Genomic DNA, 25,301 nt, shown 5'->3' on the forward strand with positions numbered 1-25,301 from the left:
CGGCTATGAGAACGGGTTGCCTGCGCGTCAGACCAATCTAGCGTTGAGATAATGAGATTCGGAGGGTGTGATGGACAAATTTCTCATCGATGTATTCCGCGGGCAAATAAAACTTCAGTGCCAGTTTGTTGTCGCCTCAGCCCTGGAGATCAACTCTGGTCTCCAGAATCGACGTACTCAGCAAGTTTTCTACGCACTACAAAATCTTCTGAATGCGAGTGCCAATATCTCTAAGGCACTGTGGGGCGCAGGCGGCAAAAAAGCGGATGAGCGGAAGGCTCTTCGCGAACATCTCGGCGTTCAAGATGACTCTCCCTTGCGAGAAGTCACCATGCGAAATAACTTCGAGCACATTGATGAACGAATTCTTCACTGGGCTGCCAACAGTAAGCTTAGACATTACGTTGACATCTGTTATGGCCCTAAAGGAAGCTTCGAAACAGCTGAGCCAATCGACGCGTTCCGCGTGTTCGAAACAGACACAACCAACCTCGTGTTTTGGGGCCAGGAATTCAACGTGAACCGTATTGTGGAGGCAACTGAGGATCTTCTCGATCGTATCGTCGAGATCCAGAACCGCGAATTCAGCCCGTTTGCTCGGCCATTCAATACAGCAAACTGATGCTGCGGAGGCTGCTCGAAGAGCCGTGCCGCGTCGACGCAACTTCCCCGTCGCGCCGAGTGCTATCGCTCGGCAGTTGGGACCGGCAGCAGCCCAGCGCGAAGCATGGGGAGCGCAAAGGAATTCTGTCATCCCGCGTAGGAATTTATACCGCTTCGCGATATTCATCAAGGGCCTTGTCGTCCTCAATCGCATCCAATGCGGACATAATTCCCATGACTCGTTCACGCACTCGATCGGGCAGCAACTGTATGCAGGCGTCGGCGTGGGACCTTAGCGACACGGTCCTGCTCCTGCCGCGGGGGAGGAGACGGCCGAGTTCGCCGTGCAGGTTCTGGCGCCTCTTGATGCGGGCTGTTTCGATCTTGTGCTCACGGTGGAGGCGGTAGTCCTGGTGACGGTGGAACATCTCCATCATCAGGAACCGAATGTCGTCCTCGTTGAGTTCGGCGGGGCCACTCCCGTTCCTAACAATATCGAGGACGCCGTCTACGTCGCGCACGGCCGCGAAACCACGCGATGGATCGTGTCGGATGAAGACGTAGCCCACCAGAAGCGGGAATCGCCGCTCCCGGAGCTTCCGGCTGCGATGCGCGCGTATCTCTCGCCAGAAGGCCGGCATGCATACATCGATCCCGGCCTCGCGCAGATTGCGCTCGATAACGGTCTCTCCGCGACGATGCTCTGGAACGTCCTTCAGCTGCCTCGCCATAGCCTGCGACCCAGGCCTTGTGCGGATAGCGAACCACCGTTCCCCCGTAGCTCGCGCCGTGCTCGGATGTCTGCTGTCTATCGTCATGCTCGGTTCTGCTCCGCTATCCTGCGCTTCAAAAGGCTTCGACGTTCCGGCGTAAGCCGCACAAATGCGGGGCGCCAATTGATCGGAGTGAGCCAAACACGCGACGGCGGATCTATCCGGTACCAGCAGCCATCGGTGTCGAGGAAGTAGTGCAGCCCCTCAGTCCCGAAGTCGCCGACCATATCGTTGAACAGTAGTTCGCAGATTGTACCGTCGGCTTTAACGTCCTTCATCGGGCGCCAGGGGTTTTCGCGATTGTAGGCCTCCCGGGCCTGTCGCTCAGCTATGGTCATGTTGTGCTCCTTGTTATTGCTGAGTGAGGCGGTCCGTCGGCTTTGCTCGGAACCAAGGTGCCGTCCGCCCGTTCCAAGAGCGCGGCATCCCGCCCACGGAGGAGATTTCAATGGGCATCGAACATGCACCGACGAAGCAGGGCAACGAATCCGCGCGCGGCCTGCGTAAGGCCGCTGCCGCCGAGGAACGCAAGATCGAAGCCGAAAAGGGCTCTGACCTCGCCAAGGGCGCGGATCGGTTCGAGGAGCGGTCGCGCAGTTCCGACGGCAAGAGCGCCAACGAGAAGCAGCAGGACTGAGTTCTGGTAGCAGGGTGGACGCTTCGAGCGTTCATCTGCGCACCCTCGATGCAACGGACAACTTGTCCAGTGCATCCTGTCTGCCAATCTCTGCCAGTTGATCGGCACGCTCGTTGCCGACGATGCCGGCATGGCCCTTGACCCACTTGATGGCGACGTAACCAGTTTCGGACGCACCTAGAGCTGCGTCGATCGCCTGCCAGATCTCAGCATTCTTCACGAGCTCGGACGCTCGGGGGGATTTGCGCCAGCCCTGGCGCTTCCATTTATGTCTCCAGTCGTTTGCCCCGTTGACGCAGTACTTGCTGTCAGACCAGATCGTGACGCGGGCAGGTATCCGCGCGGCAGTCTCGATAGCGATCAGAAGCGCGCTCATCTCCATGCGGTTATTTGTGGTGTCGGGCTCGCCACCCTTAAGGGCTTCAACCTCGACACCGTCACGATAGACGACAACGCCCCAACCGCCGGCCCCCGGATTTGGTACTGCCGCGCCATCAGCAAAGATGTGATACCCGGTGGAGAATTGGCATCTGGCCTCGTTCCATTCTGCGGTGGGCCGAGAAGAGATGGTTGTCTCTGCTCTCGAGCCGCCCAGATCTTTTTCGAAGCAATCGAAGACAGGTTGCACATTGGTCAAGCTGCACCGCCATTTCCGCGCCCGCCGCAGTAGGCCAGACGGACCATCTCGGAGTGAACCGCTTCGTGAAAGCTACCCAGTTCGGCTTCGATGTCATCTTGATCCAAGCCGATCCGCGTCAAATGCTTTCGGTTCGCCGCCATGACCTGTTTCCAGTAGAGGATGGCATCCTCGCCATGCTTCGAGGACAGCAGTTGAGCCGTGTGACGGACCTTGCCAACGCGTTTGACCAGCGGGAACAGGATCACCTTGCAGGGCGGTGTCCAGCTGAGGAGAGGAAGATCATCGTCCCTCATTGGCCTTACCTCCCATGGTATATCTATATGTGGGCCTGAGGTGCCCCTGTGAAATGCCGAAAAATGGCTCCACAGGGCTTGAGGTGCCCCTGTCACGCATGAAAAGCCTCCTTTTTCGGTGCCGTGTGGACCTGTGATGCCCCTGTATGGACCTGTGGTGCCCCTGTGTTTTTTTCGCAGGGCTGCCAGCGGATGAACTCTTTCGTCGGCAATTCGCCAGTCACGTCGCAGGAGTACTCGGTCAGTCGCCATTCCGTTGCGACCCGGCTCTTCATGTTGAAGCCGCTAAGTTTGGCCTTCTTGATCAAGCCCTTTTCGATGAGTTCGCCAAGGGCACGGCGGGCGGTCTCCCGGCTCGTGTGGAGGTCCGCAGCGAGTTCTCGCTCGCCAAGCGCGATCCGGCCGTTGTTGGTCCCGTCGTAACGCCATTTCACTTCGAGGTAGGTGGCACGAGCATTCGGCGTCAGAGCCCTCCAAGCGGCACTGCGCTTCACGTAGGCCTCGATCATGATGAACTTGGCTTTGCCTTTCCGTTTGAATTTGCTGCTCAACCGTGAGCCCTCCTGAGCGTGCGGAACCGGTCGGCCATGGCGATTGCCTGGCAGGCCTCAAGTGCCGACAGATTGAACCGCCCCTTCAGGGCAGGCACGGCCCGGGAAGGCGGCGGGGTTTGATCTGCGAGCCACTGGGCGGCCACAAGGACCGCCTCGCTGTGTTCGGGAGTGACTTCTGCGCTCATGCTCGCCTCCCATGCGCCGCATTGACGACGCTGCGGGCTGCATCAAGCTTCCGGAGACCGTTGTCGATGGTGGCGGCAACGTGGAGGAGCATGTCATTGTCCACCCATTGGGTTGCGTTCAGCGCCAGCCAAGCGGTCTTGATGAGGTCGCGGGCCTCATCGATCTGGTCAATAAGCGGCTCCTCTTTCATCTTTGGTCTCCCAGAAGAGGGGCGGCGTATATCGTGGCCGCCATGTAGTCGTCCTGCATTACGTACCAAAGTGATTTCCCGCTGACCTCCCGCATGGCCTGGGACGCCCTCTTAAGGTGCCAGAGGGCGCGATCCTCCGCGTCGAGCCGTTCGACCTCGATCGGGATTTTCACGTCGTTGCAGGAATCGGTGACGACGAACGCGATCGGGAACTTCCGCTTCGTCGAAGGATAGACGACAGCATGGAAACGCTTGTCGGCGTGCTCGTCGAGTGCTTCCGACAGCTCGGCGGTTAGACGCTTGACGCGTTCGGCCGCGGTTTCTGTTTGCTTGTCGAAGGAACGGGTATCGCGATCGGACCCGGTGTGTACTTCCTTTTTCCGGGTGACGATGGTATCAATTGCTGTGTTCATCTCTTTCTCCTTGCCGGGATTGTTTGAACCGTGGCTCGGAGAGGTTGCAGCCTCTGCCGGGCCTTTTGTTTCGCTGAGCTTGTCGGTCATTGGTGTCTTGCCCCTTCTTCGTGCAGCATGAAAACAATGCTGTTGCCTTCAGCGATGATCGAGCGGCGTACGATGTCGATCGAGACTGCGATGTCGGCGCTGCACACACCATTGCTTTCAAGGAAGTCGCGGGTGTCTTCGGTCGCTGCCTCTAAGCCGGCATTAAACTGGTCGAGCGACAGGTTGTCCGAGATGACCGCTTGCATGATTGCCCGACCATAGGGGCGACCAATGTCCCTGAGCATCTGGACGCATGCCCCCGCATCTTCGGCATGGCTAAGCCGCTGTGCTGGGGAGCCGATCATGCTGACAGACCAAAGTTCGTCCGGAGCCCCAGCTTCGCGGCCAGCGGCGCGACGGGGACCATGAGGCGACCACCGACTTCGATTGTCTGGAAATCGCCCCGCTTTGCTGCGGCATAAGACGTGTTTCGGCCGATTCCGAAAAACAGTTTGCCTGCGTCTGGGACGGGGATGGTTGGGCGGGATAGGGCTTCTTCCAAGGTCATGTCATCGAACTCCTCTGTTCTAAATCAGCGCCTTTTGTGCCGATTTTTGGAGCTTAAGGCTATATTAAGATGTTTGCAATACTCTCTTGTGCTGCTTGTGCCGATTTTATAATGTTGCGTAACTCTGAAGGTGGGGAAAATGGTGAAGCCGCGTGAAAACCGTGTTCCGATCATGATGTCGGATGCAGAGTTGAAGGCGATCGACGATTGGCGTTTTGCAAACAGGGTAGCCACGCGATCCGAAGCGGTCCGGCGCCTATGTCAGATCGGCCTTCAAGTCGAGGAGCCTCTACTGAAGCTCTTTGACAGTGCGAGGGCGCACCTTGCGGAAACCGAGACCCCAGAGTTTTTGTCCATGTGGAATGATGAAGCTCTCAAGGCGGCGTGGACCGATAAAACCGCTTTCAACAGTGTTCAGATGGCCGTTCGCGCGCTGCAGATCGCGGAAATAATGATCTCCCTGCAGCAAGGTGCCAGCGTTGAGGAGGCGGTGAGCACCGCGGCGCTAGAGAAAGAACGATTCGAACATTGGTTCCGGTCTGCCCCGAAGGAGAATGAAGAATGAAAGGCCACATTCGCGAACGTTCCCCTGGAAAATGGGCCATCGTCCTCGACGTCGGCGAGCCTGATCCCAAGACCGGCAAGAAGAAGCGCAAATGGCACTCCTTCACCGGAACGAAGCGTCAGGCCCAATCAGAGTGCGCGCGTCTCATCGCCGAGATCACCAGCGGCGGATATGTCGAGCCGACCAAGCAGACGGTCGCTGAATTCCTGGCCGAGTGGCTGAAGTTCATCAAGCCGACCGTGACGCCGAAGACCCACGAGCGGTATACGGAGATCTGTGAAAAGAATCTTGGGCCGCTGATCGGCGACGTGGCGCTCGCGAAACTCAAGACGGATCGGATCGACGCCGCGTTCGCCAAAGCTCTCACGGAAGGCCGGAGGAGGGCAGGAGGCGGCCTCGCGCCTCGCACGGTTCATCATATGCGCCGCGTGTTGATCAAGGCCTTGAACCAGGCGGTGACATGGGATCGGCTTGCGAAGAACCCTGCAACGGCTACGACGCCGCCGAAGATCGAGCGCGTCAAGATGCTCGCCTACGATGCCGACCAAACGGCCACGCTTATCGAAGCGTTTCGGCCGAACCGCATGTTCATTCCCATGCTGCTAGCCGTGATGTGTGGACTGAGGAGAGGGGAGATATTGGCGCTGCGCTGGCGGCATGTCGACCTGAGTGACGGCCGGCGGATGCTCTCGGTCAGAGATAGCGCAGAGCAAACAAAGGATGGTGTCCGCTACAAGGAACCAAAGTCGGGGAGGGCACGCACGGTGGCCCTGTCGTCGATGATGCTGACGGAGCTCAAGGCACACCGGACGAGACAGGCAGAAGAGCAGCTAAAGCTGGGCGTCCGTCCCGACGACGATTCGTTCGTGGTTGCCCAAGTGGACGGCCGGCCGCTAAAGCCGGTGTCGCTTACCCACGAATGGACGAGGCTGCTGGCAAAGACCTCGTTGCCGCGCATCCGTTTCCATGATCTCCGGCACACTCACGCATCGCAGATGCTTGCCGCCGGGGTTCATCCGAAGGTTGCCAGCGAACGTTTGGGGCATTCCACAATCGGGATTACCCTCGATCTCTATTCCCATGTTATGCCGGGAATGCAGGCTGATGCTGCCGAACAAGTTGACGCAGCGTTGCAAGCCGCTATAAGCGCAAGTCGGAAAACGAAATAGTTGCAAAGTGCGTAGCAATTAGCGTTTTTCACTTCTGATATCTGAGATGAAAGTTCTTTGATATCAAATAGATGGAAGAGTGTCCGAGTGGTTTAAGGAACCGGTCTTGAAAACCGGCGTGCGGGAAACCGTACCGTGGGTTCGAATCCCACCTCTTCCGCCATAAGTCTCTGCAAACATTTAACAAATTCAATTTCGCAAGTCTGTGGCGCGGGTAGGCGCCTTGCGAATCCCGATGAGGCCGCGATGCCGCCGGCACTCATCAAATTCTCCTTGACGCCCGGTATGCGCCCCTGCTGCTGCAGGACGTTCCTCGCAGGAAGGGGGTGATGCGCACAGAGCGCCACGCCAGAAACTTGCAGGGCTGCCTGGGGGCCCGGTTTTCGTCCCGCAAGCGCTGCCCGGCCTCCGGCAAAGCGCGGAGGCCGGGCAGGCGGCGGGCAGGGAATCAGTTGACGGAGGTCAGCGTCATCGAGGTGCCGGTGGCGGCGATGTTGAGGCCGAGCTGGCCGGTCAGGCTGATCGTCTGAAGATGGATGGAGCCGGACGTGCCGCCGACAAGGATGTTGGCGCCGACGCCCGCGCCGACCGTCGCTTCGGCGGTTGCGCCCTGGTAGATGCCGCCAAGCGAACCTTCGTGATATCCGGCGGTCGGTGCGAGAACGGCCCAGACGAGGCGGCCTCGCGTGGTGAAGCCGAGATCGACGCCGAGCTTGCGGATCTCGCCGCGATAGTGATCGACGGGTTCGCTGCCCATCGTGGTCACGAAGGCGCAATCCACTTCCTTGGCCGATCCGAGAACATAACCGGCGCCCCCGCCGATCGAGCAATCGAGGTAACCGATCCGCACGCCGTCGCGTGCCCCGGATTCCACGACGACCGGTACGTCGGGCTTGACCATGTCGGCAGCGCGCGCGCCCGAAACGCCGGCGGCGGCAATGGTCATCGCGCTCAGGGCAACGGCAACAAACTTCTTCATTTCATTCTCTCCTGTTTCGGCAACGCGTTGATTGCGCGCCGTTATTCGATGCGTGTGGTTCGACGACAGGAACGCGGCTTCATGGCGCGAGGTTCCCTGCAAGACGAATCCGACGCCGTACTCGTCGCTTCGCATTGAGGCGTTTCAACGGCACGCTCAAGCGCGCTGCGAGGGTATGCAACCCTTGTGCAGCGAGGCCTTGCGAACCTCCAGATGAAGTTGGTCATTTGACAGATTGACAGACTGCCGTTGTCGCGCACGCGGGAACGAATGCAGCCTTTTCCTCCGTCTGCAAGTATATCCGCACGGCTGGGAGGGCGGTGGATTGATTAAAGTTTTCATTAACTATGATTCAAATCTGTTCGTCTGTTGCAGCGTATCCTCGTTGCGCCGTTCGCATTTTTGCCATTTTGAGGTCATGATTAATGTATTGTTTTGATCAGGCGACTATCGAATGACCGATCGCAGGGCAGGCGATCTTCTACCGAATTCCGACGGGGACCAGCGGCGTGGGACATATGAACAGCGGTATTTTCTCGGCCGGCACGCGCACGGCTATCCGTCTTGCGGCCATCCCGGCCATGTGCGTCGGCCTCGCGGCCTGCAACACCACCGGCGAAACGGCGAAGAAAGCGGGTCGCAGCAAGGAATATTTCGCAGAGTCCGAATACGGCGTCAAAGCGAGCCCGCGGGTCGTGCAGGAAGGGCAGCGGGTGCCGAAGGGCGGTGGCCGTTACCAGGTCGGCCAGCCCTACGTCGTGCGCGGCAAGTGGTACACGCCGAAGGAAGACCCCAACTACAACAAGACCGGTCTGGCCTCGTGGTACGGCTCGGCGTTTCACGGTCGTTACACGGCGAATGGCGAAGTCTACGACAAGTATCACCTGTCTGCCGCCCATCCCACGTTTCCACTGCCGAGCTATGCCCGCGTCACCAACCTGGAAAACGGCTCTTCGGTCATCGTGCGCGTCAACGATCGCGGCCCCTATTCGAAGGGGCGCATCATCGACGTGTCCTCCAAGGCGGCAGAGATGCTGGACGTGAAAGGCAAGGGTACTGCGAACGTCCGCGTGCAGTATGTCGGCAAGGCGCCGCTTGACGGCCATGACATGCCGTTCCTGATGGCGTCCTACGTTCCGAAGGGCGCTCGCGGCCCGGTCGTCAATCCCGGCGGGCAGATCGCGACCGGCGTGATGGTCGCTTCCGCCGCCCCGATGTCGGAAACCTTCGCAGCCGCCGTTCCGACCTTTGCCGAGCGTAGCGTCGAGCCTTCGTCGTCCAGCATGACGGCCCTTGCCGAAGAGGCGCCCGAAACGCCGGCTTTCGCGACGATGGGACAGTTCGTGATGTTGCCGGAAATCGGCCCCGTTCCGCGGGAGCGTCCCGATTCGGGTTCGGGGTACAATCCGAGCTTTGCCGCAGCCTATGCGTCGGATGCCGCCGAGCCTTCCGCCGCGGCTGCGTTCGATGCCATCCTTCAGCGCGACGGTTCGATGATCCTGCTGTCGCGGCCGGCCGGCCCGGAAACAAGAAGCTGAGGGAAGGGGCGCTCGCCGCTTGCCGAACGCGCCGAGGTGTAGGACCCTGATGCGGTCGCGACCTTTCAGATTCGCTCCTGACGCTTTGGGCCTTTGATTTTACGCATGTCGTCAGCAAAACCGCCGCACACGTTTGTGCGACATGCTTCAGGACGGTCTCAGGGAGATTACATGTCCTTGCGCTCGCTCGCCGCCTTCCTTCTCTGCCTGTTCCTGCCCCTCTGTGCGCTTGCCCAGACGGCGCCGGCATCCGGCGCTTTCGATACCAAGGCGAAGCAGGCGTTCCTGGTGGATAGCCGCACCGGCACCATCCTGTTTTCGCGTCGCGAAGACGAGGCGGTCACCGCCGCATCGCTGGCGAAGGCGATGACGCTCGCCGTCGTCTTCAAGGCACTGCGTGCAGGAGAGATCAGCCTCGATACAACCTATCCCGTTTCGGAATATGCCTGGCGCACGGGCGGAGCACCGTCGCGCACGGCAACGATGTTCGCGGCGCTGAAGTCGCAGGTGCGTGTCGAGGATCTCATCCGGGGCGTCGCGGTTCAGGCGGCGAACGACGCATGCATCATCCTTGCCGAAGGTATGTCCGGTTCGGAGGGGGCGTTTGCCGCCCGGATGAACGAGGAAGCCAGGGCGCTAGGGCTCACGAACTCGCATTTTGCCAACGCCACCGGTCTGCCCGATCCCGGAAACCGCGTCAGCATGCGCGATCTGGTGACGCTGGCGCGCCATCTCCAGCAGACCTATCCGGAATTCTACCGCTACTACGCCGAACCGGAGTTCGAGTGGAACCGGATCAAGCAGCGCAACCGCAATCCGCTCGTGGCGATGAACATCGGGGCAGACGGTCTAGTGATGGGATTTGCGGAGGACGCCGGATACGGGCTCGTCGCTTCCGTGGAGCGCGACGGCCGCGGGCTGCTACTGGCGATGAGCGGCCTTTCGAGCGACAAGGAACGGCTGGAGGAGGCCCGGCGCATCATCGACTGGGGAATGACAGCGTTTGCGACGAAGACGCTGTTCAAGGCGGGCGAAACAGTGGCCGAAGCCAGCGTCTACGGCGGCAGCGGCGGCGGGGTGATACTGGTGACGCCGCAGGACGTGGACGTGCTTCTTCCCGTCGACAATTCCGAACGCCTCTCGGCGCGCGTCGTCTATTCCTGGCCCTTGCGCGCACCTGTCGCGCCCGGCCAGCAGGTCGGCGCGCTGAGGATCTGGAACGGCGATCGCTTCCTGCGGGAGGTGCCGCTTCAGACCGCAGGCACGGTCGAGGTGGGTACGCTGACGCGCCGCGCACGCGACGCCCTGCAGGAACTGCTGTTCTTCTGGCTGTAATATGATGGGCCGAGGGGGTAATTGCCGGAAGCGTTTTCCCGGCATAGAGCCGCAAATCGATTTTCCGTTGTCGCCGATTTGGTCTACTAAAGCGCGGCGTTGTTTTCCGGATTCGTAATCGGCGCCGTAGTTTTTGACCATGGAGGCATGGTCGTCGCAAATTCGCTGCACGCGATCGCGCGACATGCTCTATTGGGTGGGATTGGCCTGCAAGGGCGCTGACCGGCATTGGCGCCGGGACGATAGAAGGTCGGGTTTGGCTGGTTTGTCCGGATTGTTCATAACGTTCGAGGGCGGCGAGGGGGCCGGGAAGTCCACCCAGATCCGATTGCTTGCGGAAGCGCTGCGTGAACGGGGCCACAGCGTCGTTCTGACACGGGAGCCGGGCGGTTCTCCGGGCGCCGAGGCGGTTCGGCACGTGATCCTTTCGGGTGCCGCGGAGCGTTTCGGCACGCGGATGGAGGCGCTGCTTTTCGCTGCCGCCCGCAGCGACCATGTCGAGGAGGTCATCCGGCCGGCGCTACGTGCGGGCAAGATCGTGCTATGCGACCGCTTTCTGGATTCGTCCCGCGTCTATCAGGGCATCACCGGCAATCTGGAACCGGATTTCGTCGAACGGCTGCAGCGTGTCGCGGTAAACGGCGTGATGCCGGATTGCACGCTGATCCTGGACCTGCCGGCCGCCATCGGCCTGGAGCGGGCCCGCCAGCGCGCCGGAGGCCCGATCGACAGCGAACCGGACCGCTTCGAGAAGGAAGAGATCCAAACCCACGAAAAGCGCCGCGAGGCGTTTCTCGATCTTGCCGTTGGCGAGCCGCTGCGGTGCCGGGTGATCGATGCGACGCAATCGCGCGAGGATATCGCGCGCCAGGTGCTTGCCACGGTGGAACCGCTGCTGCCGCTGTCGCGGCGTGACCGGCCGGCCATTTCGGAGGATGCAAGTTGAGTGCGGAGCACCCGGGCGTGCTCGACGGCGCCGTTGCGCCCTCCGAGCAGACGCGACTTTTCGGCCATGGCGAAGCTGCGGCCTTCCTCGCCCAATCCTATCGATCGGGCAAGGGGCACCATGCGATCCTGATCGAGGGTCCGGAGGGCATCGGCAAGGCGACGCTGGCCTTCCGCTTCGCCCATCACATCCTTTCGCATCCCGATCCGCGCACGGCGCCGGAGACGATGGCCGATCCCGATCCTTCCTCGCCGTTCGGGCGCCAGATCGCCTCCGGAGCGTCGCACAATCTGCTTCATCTGTCCCGGCCGGTGGACGAGAAGACGGGCAAGATGCGTGCCGCGATCACCGTCGACGAGGTGAGGCGGGCGGGCAAGTTCTTCTCGCAGACGTCCGGCACCGGCGGCTGGCGCATCGTCATCATCGATCCGGCCGACGACCTGAACCGGAACGCTGCGAACGCGATCCTGAAAATTCTGGAAGAGCCGCCGCGCAATGCGCTGTTCCTGGTCTTGACGCATGCGCCGGGCAAGCTTCTTCCGACGATCCGGTCGCGCTGCCTTCCCTTGAGCCTTTCGGTCCTGCCGGAGCGCGAACTGGCGCAGGTGTTGGACAACCTCGGCGTGACGCTGCCCGCCGACCAGAGGGAACGGGTGCTTGCCGCGGCCGGCGGCAGCGTGGCAACGGCGCTGAAGCTGATCAATTACGGCGGCTTCGATATCCTCGAGGCGTTCAGGGCGATCGTCGCGCAGGCGGGTGGTGCGCCGCGCAAGGACGTGCACAAGCTGGCGGACGTGCTGGCTGCGCGAGACGGCGATACGCTTTACGATTTCTTTTGCAGCCAGGCCATCGATCACGTGGTGGAAAAGGCTAGGGCTGTGGGAATAGCTGGCGACGTCGTTGCCGCCGAGCGGATGGCCCGGCTTGTGTCCTCGCTATCGGAAAAGATCACCGTCGCAGCGGCCTACAACCTCGACCGCAAGCAGACCGTCATCGAAGTGCTTGACGAGATCGCGCTGCAGGCCGGCGGCTGATGGCGCTCAGGTAAAGACGAGCTTCGATCCGACCAGTGCCAGCGTGATCGCCAGCATGACGCTGACGAACCGTTCGGAGAGGCGCGGAGAAATGTGACTGCCGATCACGATGCCGGGAATGGAGCCCACGAGCAGCGTTGCCAGCATCAGCCAGTCGACCTCGCCGATCACCCAGTAGCCGATACCGGCGACAAATGTCAGCGGCACGGCGTGCACGATGTCGGAGCCGACGATTTCCCGCACCGCAAGGCTCGGATAGAGCGCCAGCAGCACGGTGACGCCGAGTGCTCCGGCACCAACCGACGTGAGCGTGACGAGGACGCCGATCGTCAGGCCGAGAACGATGGTGAGAACTCCGACAGTCGCGGGATCGACACTCTTCTTCGTCCGCCTGATGTCGCCGATCTTCTCTATGATCCGGCGACGAAACAGCAGAAGAATCGAAGTGAGGATCAGCATGTAACCGAGCGCCATGGTGATCGTGCCGACGGCTGCCACGCTCTTGCGGTCGATGCCCGAGATCAGCCAGAGGGTGACGGCTGCGGCGGGAAGGCTGCCGGCCGCCAGTCTGCCGACGACGCGCCAGTCGACCGTCTTGTTGCGGCCGTGCACGGCCGTTCCCGCGGTCTTGGTGATGGCGGCATAGAGGAGGTCAGTACCGACTGCGGTGACGGGATGAACGCCGAAGAAGAGAACGAGGAGCGGCGTCATCAGCGAACCGCCACCGACGCCGGTTATACCGACGAGAAGTCCAACAAAGAAGCCTGAGACGGAGAAGAGTGGATTGAACGAATTCCAGAGATCCAAACAGTGCTTCCTTACGGTTCCGAGCGCTTTCGACGATCTTCGGTTCGAAACCTCACGAGTCTCAGACATAAGGCGGTTAATGGTGGCGCTGGCCTGTGTCAAGCGGCGCCGGGCTGCTTGTGGGGCAGGACAGGCGCGCAAACTTGCTGTTTCCCTATCTGCCCGCATGCGGTAATAGCTGCCACCATCACAAGAAAAGACAGGCCAAGCTTCGCCATGAGAGATACCTCGCCCTTCTATATCACCACGGCCATCGCCTACCCGAACGGCAAGCCGCATATCGGTCATGCCTACGAGTTGATCGCGACGGATGCCGTGGCCCGCTATCAGCGGCTCGACGGGCGCGACGTGTTCTTCCTGACCGGCACCGACGAGCATGGCCAGAAGATGCAGCAGACCGCGCGCAAGGAGGGGATTTCCGCTCAGGAGCTTGCCGACCGCAACACCGCTGAATTCCAGAAGATGGCGGTTCTGCTGAACGCTTCCAACGACGATTTCATCCGCACCACCGAGAAGCGTCACCATGAAGCCAGCCAGATCATCTGGAAGCGCATGGCCGCTGCCGGTGACATCTACAAGGACAGCTATTCGGGCTGGTACTCCGTCCGCGACGAGGCCTACTACCAGGAGGGCGAGACGGAATTGCGCGATGACGGCGTCCGCTACGGTCCGCAGGGGACGCCCGTGGAATGGGTGGAGGAGGAGAGCTACTTCTTCCGCCTGTCCGATTATCAGGAGCGGCTGCTGAAGCTCTACGACGACAATCCGGACTTCATCGGGCCGGCAGAGCGCCGCAACGAGGTCGTATCGTTCGTAAAGTCGGGGCTGAAGGATCTTTCGGTATCGCGCACGACCTTCGACTGGGGCATCAAGGTGCCGGACGATCCGGCGCACGTCATGTATGTCTGGGTCGACGCGCTGACCAACTACATCACCGCGACCGGCTATCTCAGCGATCCGGACGGGCCGCGCGCGAAATACTGGCCGGCCGACATTCACATGATCGGCAAGGACATCATCCGCTTCCACGCCGTCTACTGGCCGGCCTTCCTGATGTCGGCGGGGCTGCCGCTGCCCAAGCGCGTCTTCGCGCACGGCTTCCTGCTCAACAAGGGCGAGAAGATGTCGAAGTCGCTCGGCAACGTCGTCGATCCCGTCAATCTGGTCGAGCACTTCGGCCTCGACCAGATCCGCTACTTTCTGCTGCGCGAAGTCTCCTTCGGCCAGGACGGCAGCTACAGCGAGGAGGGGATCGCAACGCGGATCAACTCCGACCTTGCCAACGGTATCGGCAATCTGGCCAGCCGTTCGCTGTCGATGATCGTCAAGAACTGCGACGGCAAGATGCCGGTCTGCGGACCGCTGAGCGAGGCCGATCGGGCGATGCTGGCTTCTGTCGATGCCCTGCATTCGATCACCCGCGACGAGATGGGCAAGCTGATGATCCACCGCGCACTGACGGCGATCATCGCCGTCGTGTCGGAAGCCGACCGCTACTTCGCCGGCGAGGCGCCATGGGCGCTGAAGAAGACCGATCCTGAGCGGATGGGCACCGTCCTCTACGTGACGGCCGAAGTCGTCCGCCAGATCGCCATCCTGCTGCAGCCGTTCATGCCAGCGTCCGCCGGCAAGCTGCTGGATCTGGTTGCGGCGCCGGACGACAAGCGGGACTTTGCCGCACTCGGTGAAGCCGGCCGCCTCGTCAGCGGCACGCCGCTTGCGGCGCCGGCACCTGTCTTCCCGCGCTACGTGGCGCCGGAGGCGTGAGGGTCGGACGATGCTGATCGATACCCATTGCCATCTGGACTTTCCCGACTTCGAGGCGGAGCGCGACGAGATCGTCGCGCGCGCCCATGCAGCCGGCGTCGCGCAGATGGTGACGATTTCGACGCGGGTCAAAAAGTTTTCGACGATCCTGGCGATCGCGGAAAAATATCCGACGGTGTTCTGCTCGGTCGGCACGCATCCGCACAATGCCGACGAGGAACTGGACGTGACCGTGGACGAACTGGTCCGGCTGGCCCAGCATCCGCGCGTCGTGGCGATCGGCGAGGCCGGCCTCGACTATTTCTACGACAACGCCCCGCGTGAGGCACAGGCGCAGGGCCTGCGTAACCATATCGCGGCCGCCCGCATCACCGGCCTGCCGCTCGTCATTCACAGCCGTTCGGCCGACGAGGACATGGCGGCGATCCTGACGCAGGAGACGGAGAAGGGTGCCTTTCCTTTCCTGCTCCATTGCTTCTCGTCGGGTGCGGAGCTGGCGCGGGTTGGCGTCGAACTCGGCGGCTATGTTTCCTTTTCGGGGATCCTGACCTTTCCGAAATCCGAAGAGCTTCGTGAGATCGCAAAGACGGTTCCGACTGACCGCATGCTGGTGGAGACGGACGCGCCCTACCTGGCGCCGAAGCCCTTCCGGGGCAAGCGCAACGAGCCGGCCTATGTTGCCCATACGGCTGCCGTCCTGGCGCAGACGCTCGGTATCGGCGAGGCGGAGATGGCGGCTGTCACCACCGAAAACGCATTCCGCATCTTTTCCAAGATGCCGAGGGTCTGAAACCGTGATCCACATGCGCCGCTTCACCATTCTCGGCTGCGGATCATCCCCGGGCACGCCCAGGATCACCGGTGACTGGGGCGCCTGCGATCCGGGCAACCCGAAGAACCGCCGTACGCGCGCGGCGCTATTGGTCGAGCAGGTGGGGCCCGAAGGCCGCACGACGGTCGTGATCGACACTGGGCCGGACTTTCGCGAGCAGATGATTGCCGCGAAGGTCAGGCACATCGACGCCGTCCTCTATACGCATCCCCATGCCGACCACATTCACGGCATCGACGACATCCGCGGCTTCGTCGTCAACAACCAGAGCCGGATGCCGATCTGGGCGGACGTGCCGACGATGGCGCGCATCCGCGAGGGGTTTCCCTATTGCATCGAGACGCCGCCGGGCGGCTTCTATCCGCCGATCGTGAGCGCCAACCTGATCGAGCCGCCTGAAAAGCCTGTCGTCATCGATGGCGCGGGCGGGCCGATCTGCTTCCAGCCGCTGCTGCAGGTGCACGGCGCGATTCACTCGCTCGGCTTTCGCATCGGCGACGTCGCCTACTGCACCGATGTCAGCGCCTTTCCGGAGGAGACCGCTGCGCGCCTTGGCGGTCTCGACCTCCTGGTCATCGACGCGCTGCAATATCGCCCGCATGTCAGCCATTTCTCGCTTGGCCAGGCACTCGAATGGATCGAAACGCTGAAGCCGCGCCGGGCCGTTCTGACCCATATGCATGTGCCGCTTGATTACGACACCGTCATGCGCGAGACGCCGGGGCACGTCGAGCCGGGTTACGACCAGCTCGCCATCGAATTCGACGTGACTGACGAGGTCAAGGCGCTAGAGGCTGCGGCGAGCTGACCTCAGGGCGCACGACGGGTGGGCAGTTCGGACGAGACCGCAAACGCCGCGATGCACCTTACGATGCGCCTTGTGCAATGCGATACTTCAAATTCGATCCGTAACCAGCTGTGATGAAAGTCATTTCGTAAAGTATGGCCGCAGGTTCTCACGAATCCGGTCAAGCACCGTCGCGCCCGACATGTCCGGAACGAACGTTTTTCCGGTGATGGTTTCGTAGGCCTGGATATAGACTTTCGATGTCTGCTCGATCAGGTCGGTCGGGATTTCCGGGATCGGGTCCTTGTAGGGATCGCAGCGTTCGGTGACCCAGGCGCGGACGAAGTCCTTGTCGAAACTCTGCGGGCGCTTGCCGGAGGTGAAAGCGTCCTCGTAGCTGTCGGCGATCCAGTAACGGCTGCTGTCGGGCGTGTGAATTTCGTCGGCCAGCACGATGCGGCCGTCCTTGTCGGTTCCGAATTCGTACTTGGTGTCGACGAGGATCAGGCCGCGCTCGGCCGCGAGCTTCTGGCCGCGGGCGAACAGCGCTAGTGCATAGCGCGAGACGGTTTCCCATTGCGCGGCTGTCAAAAGGCCCTGGGCGAGGATCTCCTCGCCGGAGAGCGGCTCGTCGTGACCGCCGTCGAAGGCCTTGCTGGTCGGCGTTATGATCGGCTGTGGGAGCTTTTCGTTGTCGCGCATGCCGTCCGGCAAGGAGATGCCGTACATGTCCCGTTCGCCGTTCTTGTACTTCGTCAGGATCGAGGTGCTCGTTGTTCCGGCCAGATAGCCGCGGACCACGACCTCGACCGGCAGGATGTCGAGGCGCGTACCGATGACGACGTTCGGATCGGGATAGGCCAGGACGTGGTTGGGGCAGATGTCGGCGGTCTCCTCGAACCAGTAACGCGCCGTCTGCGTCAGCACCTGCCCCTTGAAGGGGATCGAGGTCAGGATGATGTCGAAGGCGCTGAGGCGGTCCGTCGCGATGATGATGCGGCTGCCGTCGGCGAGATCATAGTTCTCCCGGACCTTGCCATTGTAGCGCCCCGGCAGCTCGGGGATGAAGGCATCTGAAAGTACGCGCAGTTCACTCATGGCCAAGTCTCGCATCAAAGGAATGTCGTAGGGCTAAAGCAGGCATGGCCGCCAAGGTCAAGGCGCCGAATGCGGGGCGGACGGAACAGATATCCTATCCCGCCTGCTTCACTTCCCGAAAACGAAAAAGGGGCGGACACGGGGACCGCCCCTTCGATGCCATTGGAGAAAAAATCAGTGCAGGATCTGGCTCAGGAAGAGCTTGGTGCGCTCGTGCTGGGGATTGTCGAAGAAATTCTGCGGATCGTTCTGCTCGACGATCTGCCCCTGGTCCATGAAGATCACGCGGTTGGCCACCTGGCGGGCGAAGCCCATTTCGTGGGTGACGCAGATCATCGTCATGCCTTCCTCGGCGAGCGACACCATCGTGTCGAGCACTTCCTTGACCATTTCCGGGTCCAGTGCCGAGGTCGGTTCGTCGAACAGCATGATCTTCGGCTTCATGCATAGCGAACGGGCGATCGCCACGCGCTGCTGCTGGCCGCCGGACAGCTGGCCGGGATACTTGTGCGCCTGTTCGGGGATCTTGACCCGCTCGAGGTAGTGCATGGCGACCTTTTCGGCTTCCTTCTTCGGCATCTTCCGCACCCAGATCGGCGCAAGCGTGCAGTTCTCCAGGATCGTCAGGTGCGGGAACAGGTTGAAGTGCTGGAACACCATGCCGACCTCGCGGCGCACTTCGTCGATCTTCTTCAGGTCGTTCGTCAGTTCGATCCCGTCGACGAGGATCTGGCCCTTCTGGTGTTCCTCCAGCCGATTGATGCAGCGGATCATCGTGGACTTGCCGGAACCGGACGGTCCGGCAACGACGATGCGCTCCCCGCGCATCACCTTCAGATTGACGTCGCGCAGCACGTGGAAGTCGCCGTACCACTTGTTCATGTTGATGATATCGATCGCGACGTCGGTCGCCGACACGGTCATCGTTTTGGGCTGGGCCAGGTTTGCCATTGTTTTGTTCCCTTGATTATCGTTTGTGGCCCGTGTCGAGCCGGCGTTCCACGAAAGCTGAATAGCGCGACATGCCGAAGCAGAAAAGCCAGAAGACGAAGCCTGCGAAGATCAGGCCTGTCAGCGGCGTCACCGGCGTAATCCAGCCCGAGTCTCCAAAGCTTGCCTTCACGACGCCGAGCAGGTCGTACATCGAGATGATGGTCACAAGCGAGGTGTCCTTGAACATGCCGATGAAGGTGTTGACGATGCCGGGAATGACCAGCTTGATCGCCTGCGGCAGCACGATGAACGTCATCTTGTGGAAGTAGTTGAGGCCCAGCGCGTCGGCCGCCTCGTACTGGCCTTTCGGGATCGCCTGGAGCCCGCCGCGGATGACTTCGGCCATATAGGCCGAGGCGAAGATCGACACGCCGATCAGCGCGCGCAGGAACTTGTCGATGTTGTTGCCCGGCTCGAGGAACAGCGGCAGAAGCACGCTCGCCATGAACAGGACGGTGATCAGCGGCACGCCGCGGATGAGCTCGATGAAGACGATACAGGCCGTCTTCAGGATCGGCATCTGCGAGCGGCGCCCGAGTGCTAGAAGAATTCCCGCCGGCAGCGAGATGACGATGCCGACGAAGGAGAGGATCAGCGTCACCATCAGCCCGCCCCAGAGCGAGGTCTCGACGTGACGCAGCCCGAAGCGGCCGCCCAGCAGCAGGATATAGGCGAAGATCGGGAGGCCGACGAGCAGGAGCAGGGCGTTCAAACCCTTCCGCGGCACCCTCGGTATCAGGAAGGGCACCAGCAAGGCGACGAAAACGGCTGCCACCAGCAACGGCCGCCAGAGCTGGTCGCGCGGATAGGAGCCGAACATGAACTGCACGAAACGGTCGCCGACATAGGCCCAGCACGCACCGCTCCAGCCGGTCGGCAAGGCGCCGCCTTGATCGACCGTCAGGCACGCGGTCCGGTCCGTGCCCGTCCAGACGGCGGACAGGAACAGCCAGTCGATCGCCGGCGGCAGATAGTAGAGGATTGCCAGGATCGCGACGATCGTCAGAACACTGTCGCTCCAGGAGGCAAACAGGTTGCGACGGATCCAGCCGTACGCGGATGCATCCGAGATCGGCGGGCTTTCGGCCGGTATGAAGCGCTCACGGACGTAGGAAATATCGGACATCTCAGCGCTCCACCAGTGCCATCTTGGCGTTGAACCAGTTCATGAACAGCGACGTCACGAGGCTGATCGAGACATAGACGAGCATCCAGATCGCGATGATCTCGATCGCCTTGCCGGCCTGGTTGAGGATGGTGCCCCCGACGGCGACCAGATCGGCGTAGCCCACGGCCACGGCCAGCGATGAGTTCTTGATGAGGTTGAGATATTGCGAGGTGAGCGGCGGAATGATGATGCGCAACGCCTGCGGCAGCACGACCAGCCGCGTCGTCTGGCCCGGTCGCAGCCCGAGCGCATAAGACGCTTCGGTCTGGCCCTTCGCCACGCCGCGAATGCCGGCGCGGACGATCTCGGCAATGAACGACGCGGTATACAGTGAAAGCGCCAGGAAGAGGGCGAGAAACTCCGGCCCAATCGACATGCCGCCGCGCATGTTGAACGATCCGGGGATCGCATAGTCGAGGGAAAGCGGCATGCCGGCAAACAGAAATACGACAACCGGCATGAGCACGATCAGTCCCAGGCTGACCATCAGCACGGGCGGACGCTTGCCGGTGGCACGCTGGCGGGCATTTGCCCAGATCGCGAACGCGATCGCCGCGACGATGCCGATGGCGAACGCTGTCAGCACATAGCCGAAGCCTTCGCCGAAGACGGGTGCCGGCATGTAGATGCCGCGGTTCGAGATGAAGAACACCGCATCCGGATTTTCCTCCAGATGCTGGAAGATGGTGCGGATCGACGGCAGCAGCGCGAGCACGCCGAGATACCAGAAGAAGATGACCAGCAGCGGCGGGATGTTGCGGAAGATCTCGACATATACCGTGCAGAGCCGCGCTATCAGCCAGTTTTGCGAAAGCCGCCCGATGCCGACGAGCAGGCCGACAATCGTGGCGGTGACGATGCCTGCGGCCGATACGACCAGCGTATTGATCAAGCCGACCTGCAGCGCCCGGAAATAGGTCGAATCGCTGGAATAGGCGATCAGGCTCTGGGCGACGTCGAAGCCGGCACGGCTGTTGAGAAAGCCGAATCCGGCCGTCATGTTGGCGCGCGCCAGGTTCTGCGAGGCGTTGTGCCAGGCATACCAGATGACCCAGGCGATCACGACGATCGTGACGATCTGGTAGACATAGCTGCGCAGAGCTGGATTGTAGAGAAGCGATACTTTCGGTGGGTCGCCGGACCCGGTACGGGCGTCCGCAATTGCCATTCAGAACCCCTGTCATTGTTTTCGCCCTGTTTTCCGGGCGTTTGTCCTTACAGGGAGGGTGGCGAACCACCCTCCCGATTTTCGAGCGCGTGCGCTACCGCTTAGCGGATCGGCGGTGCGTACTGCAGGCCACCCTTGGTCCAGAGCGCGTTCAGGCCACGGTCGATCTTGAGCGGAGAACCCTGGCCGACGTTACGCTCGAACGAATCGCCGTAGTTGCCCACGGCCTTGACGATCTGGACAGCCCAGTCCTTCGGCAGGCCGAGGTCGGCGCCGAGCGTGGAATCAGCTTCTTCGCCCAGGAAGCGCTTGATGTCCGGGTTGGCGGACTTCTTCATTTCCTCGACATTTTCCTGGTTGATACCGAATTCCTCGGCAGCGACCATCGCGTAGTGCGACCAGCTTACCACGTCGAGCCACTTGGAATCGTTCTGGCGAACGGCCGGGCCGAGCGGCTCCTTGGAGATGATTTCCGGCAGGACCATGTGATCGTCCGGATTGGCCATCTTCAGGCGGATCGAGTAGAGGCCGGAAGCGTCGGTCGTGTAGGCGTCGCAGCGGCCGGCGTTGTAGGCGGCATCCGCTTCGTCCTGGGCTTCGAAGACCACCGGCTTGAAGTCCATGTTGTTGGCGCGGAAATAGTCGGCGAGGTTCAATTCGGTCGTGGTGCCGGACTGCACGCAGATGGACGCGCCGCTGAGTTCGAGCGCGGATTTGACGCCGAGTTCCTTCTTCACCATGAAGCCCTGACCGTCATAGTAGTTAACAGCGCGGAAATCGAAACCGAGCTGCGAATCGCGGCTGGTGCTCCAGGTGGTGTTGCGGGCCAGCATGTCGATTTCGCCGGACTGCAGGGCAGGGAAGCGATCCTTTGCCGATAGAGGCGTGTACTTGACCTTGGTCGCGTCACCGAAGACCGCTGCGGCGACAGCCTTGCAGAGATCCACGTCCAGTCCCGACCAGTTGCCGGCCGAATCCTGCGCGCCGAAACCGGCAAGGTTCGAACCATTCACGCCGCACTGTACGAACCCCTTGGCCTTGACGTCCGAAAGCGTATCGGCCTGTGCGGCCTGAGCGCCAATCCCCATGACGGCTGCACCGATGACGGCTGCCACAATCTTCTTTGCCATTTTTTACAACCTTTTTTCTACGTTCTTGTTTGTATCGCGTCGCGCTGGCTTTGTGCGGGAGCAACGCGCACTCGCAAACCTCCCGGTGCGAGATGACCTATCTCATGCGCAAATCGACGCAGGGTCAAGAGAGGCAGCCTTTTTTCCAATCAGAGGCATTCATTGTGCCTGGATTGGCCAATTATTGAGCAAAATCATAGGCAAAATTGCCATCTTCGCCTAAAAATCGAACGGAATGGTCGGTGCTGGGAGCGAAGGCATGTAACTTCGGCGTGATGGGTTGTTCAGGATTTTTGGCTTGACCGAACAATTCAAGGCGCAGAAAAGTCGCGAATTTAGCAAATGCACAATTTTCGGATGCGCCAGATGAAAGACAAAGCAGAAGTGTTCGCCGCGGCAGGGCCAAATACCCGTCTCGCTCATGCCGGCAATGACCCCGCGGACTTCTTCGGTTTCGTCAATCCGCCCGTCGTCCACGCATCGACCGTGCTTTTCCCCGATGCGGCCACGATGGAGAAGCGGGCCCAGAAGTACAGCTACGGCACCCGCGGAACGCCGACGACGGATGCGCTTTGCGCCGCGATCGATGAGCTCGAAGGGTCTGCCGGCACCATTCTGGTGCCTTCCGGCCTTGCCGCCGTGACCGTGCCGTTCCTGGCGTTCCTTTCAGCCGGCGATCACGCGCTCGTGGTTGATTCGGTCTACAGCCCCACGCGTCATTTCTGCGACACGATGCTCACACGGCTTGGCGTGACGGTAGAATATTACGACCCGGCGATCGGCGCGGGAATTTCCACCCTGATGAAGCCGAATACGAAACTCGTGCACCTCGAGGCGCCGGGCTCGAACACGTTCGAAATGCAGGACGTGCGCGCCATCGCCGATGCCGCCCACCAGGGCGGTGCGGTCGTGACCCTCGACAACACATGGGCGACGCCGCTGTATTTCAGGCCGCTTGACCACGGCGTCGATATTTCGATCCATGCCGCCACCAAGTATCCCTCGGGGCATTCGGACATTCTTATGGGCACCGTCTCCGCCAACGCGAGGCATTGGCAGCGGCTGTGGGACGGCAATTTCGCGCTCGGCATCTGCGGATCGCCCGACGACTCCTACCAGATCCTGCGCGGCCTGCGTACGATGGGGCTGCGGCTGGAGCGCCACCAGGAAAGCGCCCTGCGGCTGGCAGAATGGCTGGAGGGCCTTGATGACGTCGCCCGCGTCCTGCATCCGGCCCTGCCGAGCTTCCCCGGTCACGAACTCTGGAAGCGGGACTTCAAGGGCGCGAGCGGCATTTTCTCGTTCGTGCTTCAGGGCGGCAGCCCGGACCGCTTCAAGGCAAAGGCGCATGCCTTCCTCGACGCGTTGCGCATCTTCGGCCTCGGCTACTCCTGGGGCGGCTATGAGAGCCTTGCTGTCCACGTCAACCTGAGCGACCGCAAGATCTGCACGGCCCCGAAGGAAGGGCCGGTGATGCGGCTGCAAATCGGCCTAGAGGACATTGCCGACATCCGTGCCGACGTCGAACGGGGCCTTGCGGCCGCACGTGCCGAATAGGACGGGCAGTCAGGGGCGATACAGTGAAGGGCGGCGGTTGCGCCCGCCGCATCCTCAGATCTGCGGACGATAGCCGTAAAGCCAGTCGAAATCTGCGGCGAGGCTTTCCGGGCTGCGCAGTGCGAGCACAGCATTGCGTGCCAGCGCGACCGGGCCGCGGGCGTGATAGGCGAAGCGGTTGAAATCGGCGCGGGAGCGGACCCGGCGTAGGCGCTCGCGCCGGCGTGTTTCGAAGCCGGAAATCGCCGTTACAATCTCGGGGGCGTTGGCGATTGCCTCTGCGAGCTCGGCCGCGTCCTCGATTGCCATTGCCGCGCCTTGGGCCGCAAACGGCGTCGTGGCATGTGCGGCGTCCCCGATCAAAAGCAAGCCATCGTCGTCGAACCAGCGGCCGTCGCCGCATTCGTAGAGCGGCCATGCAAGAGGTACCGCTGCCTGCTGCAGCATTTTCACGATGTCGCCGTTCCAGCTTGCGAACTTGTCCGTCCGCAAGGTCATGCCGGCGTCGCCGGATGGGTGCGACCAGCCGTGGGCGCCCGACGCACTCTTGTGGATCGCGACGATGTTGAAGGCCTTCGCCTCGCGGAGAGGATAGGCGACGAGGTGGGCGTGCGGCCCGACCCAGGCGAAGACGCGCCGCGGATGAAGAAAGTCCGGTGCGCCTTCAAACGGCACCATGAAGCGCCATGCGACGTGCCCGCTGAAGCGCGCCGTGGCGGCGCCGGGAACACTGGCGCGCATCTTTGACCAGACCCCGTCCGCTGCGATCGTGAGGTCCGGGCGGACTCCGATCACCTCGCCTATCGCCGCGCGATCGTAGCGCTCGACCGGCGTCCCGAGATGCAGGTGGGCGAGGGGGCATTCGGCCACGGCGTCAAGCAACGCGCGCTGCAATGTTGCACGGTGAAGGATGCCATAGGGTCGATGCCAGCGATCTCGGGCATCGCGGCCGGCCGGAACCTCTGCGAGCGTTCGCAGATTTCGTCCGGAAGCCAGTACGATACGCTCAGGCTCGATCCACTGCCGTTCAAGCGCCGGCAGCACGCCAAGCGCCGAAAGCACGAAAGACGCGTTCGGCGAAACCTGCAGGCCTGCGCCCACTTCCTCCAGCCGGTCGGCCTGTTCGAGGATATGGCTGGAAATTCCCTTGCGGGCGAGGCACAGCGCCGTGGTCAGGCCGGCGATGCCGGCCCCGACGATAGCGATCGTCCGGGCGCTCATCGACGCAGCACGTCGGAAGGCATGAGGTCAGGCGGCCTGGTTTGCGAAGGTGCAGCCGACGGGGTTGGTCTGCGTCGCCTTGAGCGACGGGTTGTAGCGGTAAAGCGTCGAGCAGTAGCCGCAGACCTTCTCGTTGTCGTCGCCCATGTCGATGAAGATGTGGGGATGATCGAAGGGAACCGAGGCGCCGACGCACATGAATTCCTTCACGCCGATCTCGATCGCTGCGTGTCCGCCGTCGTTCTGGAAGTGAGGAATGCTGTGGCCAGCCATGGGATGCTCCGATGTGGGTATGTCGCGTTTCGCGGCGGACCATATAG

The 25,301-nt window shown here is 61.7% G+C and carries 31 protein-coding genes and 1 tRNA gene; 13 read left to right on the forward strand and 19 right to left on the reverse strand.

Annotated features, from left to right (window positions below; genetic code table 11):
* Positions 1-70: 70 nt before the first annotated feature.
* Positions 71-622 (forward strand): hypothetical protein, encoded by a 552-nt coding sequence (locus tag HV823_RS12005; protein ID WP_176949958.1) that lies wholly within the window; start codon positions 71-73, stop codon positions 620-622.
* A 145-nt stretch (positions 623-767) separates the two neighbouring features.
* Here HV823_RS12005 and HV823_RS12010 read toward each other — a convergent pair whose 3' ends face one another.
* Positions 768-1,334 (reverse strand): transcription termination/antitermination NusG family protein, encoded by a 567-nt coding sequence (locus tag HV823_RS12010; protein ID WP_176949959.1) that lies wholly within the window; start codon positions 1,332-1,334, stop codon positions 768-770.
* A gap of 83 nt (positions 1,335-1,417) precedes the next feature.
* On the reverse strand, positions 1,418-1,714 hold the full coding sequence (locus tag HV823_RS12015; RefSeq protein ID WP_176949960.1) for a hypothetical protein: 297 nt from the start codon (positions 1,712-1,714) through the stop codon (positions 1,418-1,420).
* Between the two features lie 110 nt (positions 1,715-1,824).
* Here HV823_RS12015 and HV823_RS12020 point away from each other — a divergent pair, with 110 nt between their 5' ends.
* The gene (locus tag HV823_RS12020; RefSeq protein WP_176949961.1) at positions 1,825-2,013 is read left to right on the forward strand and encodes a hypothetical protein; all 189 of its coding nucleotides are present in this window, start codon (positions 1,825-1,827) and stop codon (positions 2,011-2,013) included.
* A gap of 31 nt (positions 2,014-2,044) precedes the next feature.
* On the opposite strand, the gene HV823_RS12025 is transcribed toward HV823_RS12020, so the two are convergent.
* The 8 genes from HV823_RS12025 to HV823_RS12060 all read right to left on the reverse strand — a co-directional run bounded on the left by HV823_RS12025 (position 2,045) and on the right by HV823_RS12060 (position 4,887).
* Positions 2,045-2,641 (reverse strand): ribonuclease H family protein, encoded by a 597-nt coding sequence (locus HV823_RS12025; RefSeq protein ID WP_343051858.1) that lies wholly within the window; start codon positions 2,639-2,641, stop codon positions 2,045-2,047.
* A 5-nt stretch (positions 2,642-2,646) separates the two neighbouring features.
* Positions 2,647-2,946: a DUF6074 family protein gene (locus HV823_RS12030; protein WP_176949962.1), complete on the reverse strand. Its 300-nt coding sequence runs from the start codon at positions 2,944-2,946 to the stop codon at positions 2,647-2,649.
* 92 nt (positions 2,947-3,038) lie between these two features.
* Positions 3,039-3,455 (reverse strand): GntR family transcriptional regulator, encoded by a 417-nt coding sequence (locus HV823_RS12035; protein WP_246301198.1) that lies wholly within the window; start codon positions 3,453-3,455, stop codon positions 3,039-3,041.
* 38 nt (positions 3,456-3,493) lie between these two features.
* Entirely contained in the window at positions 3,494-3,685 is a 192-nt protein-coding gene (locus tag HV823_RS12040; protein WP_176949964.1) for a hypothetical protein, read from the reverse strand.
* On the reverse strand, positions 3,682-3,876 hold the full coding sequence (locus tag HV823_RS12045; RefSeq protein ID WP_176949965.1) for a hypothetical protein: 195 nt from the start codon (positions 3,874-3,876) through the stop codon (positions 3,682-3,684). Before HV823_RS12045 ends, HV823_RS12040 begins: the two co-directional genes overlap by 4 nt.
* Positions 3,873-4,379, reverse strand: coding sequence for a hypothetical protein (locus HV823_RS12050; protein ID WP_176949966.1), 507 nt, complete (start codon positions 4,377-4,379; stop codon positions 3,873-3,875). Before HV823_RS12050 ends, HV823_RS12045 begins: the two co-directional genes overlap by 4 nt.
* Positions 4,376-4,684, reverse strand: coding sequence for a hypothetical protein (locus HV823_RS12055; RefSeq protein WP_176949967.1), 309 nt, complete (start codon positions 4,682-4,684; stop codon positions 4,376-4,378). The genes HV823_RS12050 and HV823_RS12055 overlap by 4 nt, the downstream gene beginning before the upstream one ends.
* Positions 4,681-4,887, reverse strand: a complete 207-nt coding sequence (locus HV823_RS12060; RefSeq protein ID WP_176949968.1) for a DNA-binding protein — start codon at positions 4,885-4,887, stop codon at positions 4,681-4,683. Before HV823_RS12060 ends, HV823_RS12055 begins: the two co-directional genes overlap by 4 nt.
* Before the next feature lie 139 nt (positions 4,888-5,026).
* On the opposite strand from HV823_RS12060, the gene HV823_RS12065 reads away from it, so the two are divergent.
* From HV823_RS12065 to HV823_RS12075, 3 genes are all read left to right on the forward strand, one after another.
* Positions 5,027-5,452 (forward strand): hypothetical protein, encoded by a 426-nt coding sequence (locus tag HV823_RS12065; RefSeq protein ID WP_176949969.1) that lies wholly within the window; start codon positions 5,027-5,029, stop codon positions 5,450-5,452.
* Positions 5,449-6,621, forward strand: coding sequence for a site-specific integrase (locus HV823_RS12070; protein WP_176949970.1), 1,173 nt, complete (start codon positions 5,449-5,451; stop codon positions 6,619-6,621). Before HV823_RS12065 ends, HV823_RS12070 begins: the two co-directional genes overlap by 4 nt.
* A 73-nt stretch (positions 6,622-6,694) precedes the next feature.
* Positions 6,695-6,784: transfer RNA gene (locus tag HV823_RS12075), tRNA-Ser, on the forward strand.
* 285 nt (positions 6,785-7,069) lie between these two features.
* On the opposite strand, the gene HV823_RS12080 is transcribed toward HV823_RS12075, so the two are convergent.
* The gene (locus tag HV823_RS12080) at positions 7,070-7,600 is read right to left on the reverse strand and encodes a DUF992 domain-containing protein (RefSeq protein ID WP_176949971.1); all 531 of its coding nucleotides are present in this window, start codon (positions 7,598-7,600) and stop codon (positions 7,070-7,072) included.
* A gap of 518 nt (positions 7,601-8,118) precedes the next feature.
* Between HV823_RS12080 and HV823_RS12085 the strand changes: the two genes are divergently transcribed.
* The 4 genes from HV823_RS12085 to HV823_RS12100 all read left to right on the forward strand — a co-directional run bounded on the left by HV823_RS12085 (position 8,119) and on the right by HV823_RS12100 (position 12,453).
* Positions 8,119-9,138, forward strand: coding sequence for a septal ring lytic transglycosylase RlpA family protein (locus HV823_RS12085; RefSeq protein WP_176949972.1), 1,020 nt, complete (start codon positions 8,119-8,121; stop codon positions 9,136-9,138).
* 171 nt (positions 9,139-9,309) lie between these two features.
* Positions 9,310-10,473: a D-alanyl-D-alanine carboxypeptidase family protein gene (locus tag HV823_RS12090; protein WP_176949973.1), complete on the forward strand. Its 1,164-nt coding sequence runs from the start codon at positions 9,310-9,312 to the stop codon at positions 10,471-10,473.
* Positions 10,474-10,729: 256 nt separating this feature from the next.
* Positions 10,730-11,419, forward strand: coding sequence for a dTMP kinase (tmk, locus tag HV823_RS12095; protein WP_246301208.1), 690 nt, complete (start codon positions 10,730-10,732; stop codon positions 11,417-11,419).
* Positions 11,416-12,453, forward strand: coding sequence for a DNA polymerase III subunit delta' (locus HV823_RS12100; RefSeq protein ID WP_176949975.1), 1,038 nt, complete (start codon positions 11,416-11,418; stop codon positions 12,451-12,453). The genes tmk and HV823_RS12100 overlap by 4 nt, the downstream gene beginning before the upstream one ends.
* A gap of 6 nt (positions 12,454-12,459) precedes the next feature.
* On the opposite strand, the gene HV823_RS12105 is transcribed toward HV823_RS12100, so the two are convergent.
* Entirely contained in the window at positions 12,460-13,260 is an 801-nt protein-coding gene (locus HV823_RS12105; RefSeq protein ID WP_246301210.1) for a sulfite exporter TauE/SafE family protein, read from the reverse strand.
* Between the two features lie 216 nt (positions 13,261-13,476).
* Here HV823_RS12105 and metG point away from each other — a divergent pair, with 216 nt between their 5' ends.
* From metG to HV823_RS12120, 3 genes are read left to right on the forward strand one after another with little or no spacing between them, the layout of a single operon-like run.
* Positions 13,477-15,027: a methionine--tRNA ligase gene (gene metG / locus HV823_RS12110; RefSeq protein WP_176949977.1), complete on the forward strand. Its 1,551-nt coding sequence runs from the start codon at positions 13,477-13,479 to the stop codon at positions 15,025-15,027.
* 10 nt (positions 15,028-15,037) lie between these two features.
* On the forward strand, positions 15,038-15,817 hold the full coding sequence (locus tag HV823_RS12115; protein ID WP_176949978.1) for a TatD family hydrolase: 780 nt from the start codon (positions 15,038-15,040) through the stop codon (positions 15,815-15,817).
* Between the two features lie 13 nt (positions 15,818-15,830).
* Entirely contained in the window at positions 15,831-16,667 is an 837-nt protein-coding gene (locus tag HV823_RS12120) for an MBL fold metallo-hydrolase (protein WP_210270775.1), read from the forward strand.
* Positions 16,668-16,787: 120 nt separating this feature from the next.
* Here HV823_RS12120 and HV823_RS12125 read toward each other — a convergent pair whose 3' ends face one another.
* From HV823_RS12125 to HV823_RS12145, 5 genes are all read right to left on the reverse strand, one after another.
* Positions 16,788-17,735 (reverse strand): phosphoribosylaminoimidazolesuccinocarboxamide synthase, encoded by a 948-nt coding sequence (locus HV823_RS12125; RefSeq protein WP_176950085.1) that lies wholly within the window; start codon positions 17,733-17,735, stop codon positions 16,788-16,790.
* A gap of 183 nt (positions 17,736-17,918) precedes the next feature.
* Positions 17,919-18,695, reverse strand: coding sequence for an amino acid ABC transporter ATP-binding protein (locus HV823_RS12130; protein ID WP_281374076.1), 777 nt, complete (start codon positions 18,693-18,695; stop codon positions 17,919-17,921).
* 16 nt (positions 18,696-18,711) lie between these two features.
* Entirely contained in the window at positions 18,712-19,863 is a 1,152-nt protein-coding gene (locus HV823_RS12135) for an amino acid ABC transporter permease (RefSeq protein ID WP_176949980.1), read from the reverse strand.
* Between the two features lies 1 nt (position 19,864).
* A complete protein-coding gene (locus tag HV823_RS12140; protein WP_176949981.1) occupies positions 19,865-21,073 on the reverse strand; it encodes an amino acid ABC transporter permease in 1,209 nt (402 codons plus the stop codon).
* 101 nt (positions 21,074-21,174) lie between these two features.
* Positions 21,175-22,203, reverse strand: coding sequence for an amino acid ABC transporter substrate-binding protein (locus HV823_RS12145; protein WP_176949982.1), 1,029 nt, complete (start codon positions 22,201-22,203; stop codon positions 21,175-21,177).
* A gap of 366 nt (positions 22,204-22,569) precedes the next feature.
* Between HV823_RS12145 and HV823_RS12150 the strand changes: the two genes are divergently transcribed.
* A complete protein-coding gene (locus tag HV823_RS12150) occupies positions 22,570-23,760 on the forward strand; it encodes a cystathionine beta-lyase (RefSeq protein ID WP_176949983.1) in 1,191 nt (396 codons plus the stop codon).
* Positions 23,761-23,814: 54 nt separating this feature from the next.
* On the opposite strand, the gene HV823_RS12155 is transcribed toward HV823_RS12150, so the two are convergent.
* Together HV823_RS12155 and HV823_RS12160 are read right to left on the reverse strand one after the other, a co-directional pair.
* On the reverse strand, positions 23,815-24,981 hold the full coding sequence (locus HV823_RS12155) for an FAD-dependent monooxygenase (RefSeq protein WP_176949984.1): 1,167 nt from the start codon (positions 24,979-24,981) through the stop codon (positions 23,815-23,817).
* Positions 24,982-25,008: 27 nt separating this feature from the next.
* Positions 25,009-25,254, reverse strand: coding sequence for a zinc-finger domain-containing protein (locus tag HV823_RS12160; protein ID WP_176949985.1), 246 nt, complete (start codon positions 25,252-25,254; stop codon positions 25,009-25,011).
* Between the last annotated feature and the right edge of the window lie 47 nt (positions 25,255-25,301).

The sequence above is a fragment of the Mycoplana rhizolycopersici genome (genome assembly GCF_013378445.1).
Lineage (GTDB): Bacteria > Pseudomonadota > Alphaproteobacteria > Rhizobiales > Rhizobiaceae > Mycoplana > Mycoplana rhizolycopersici.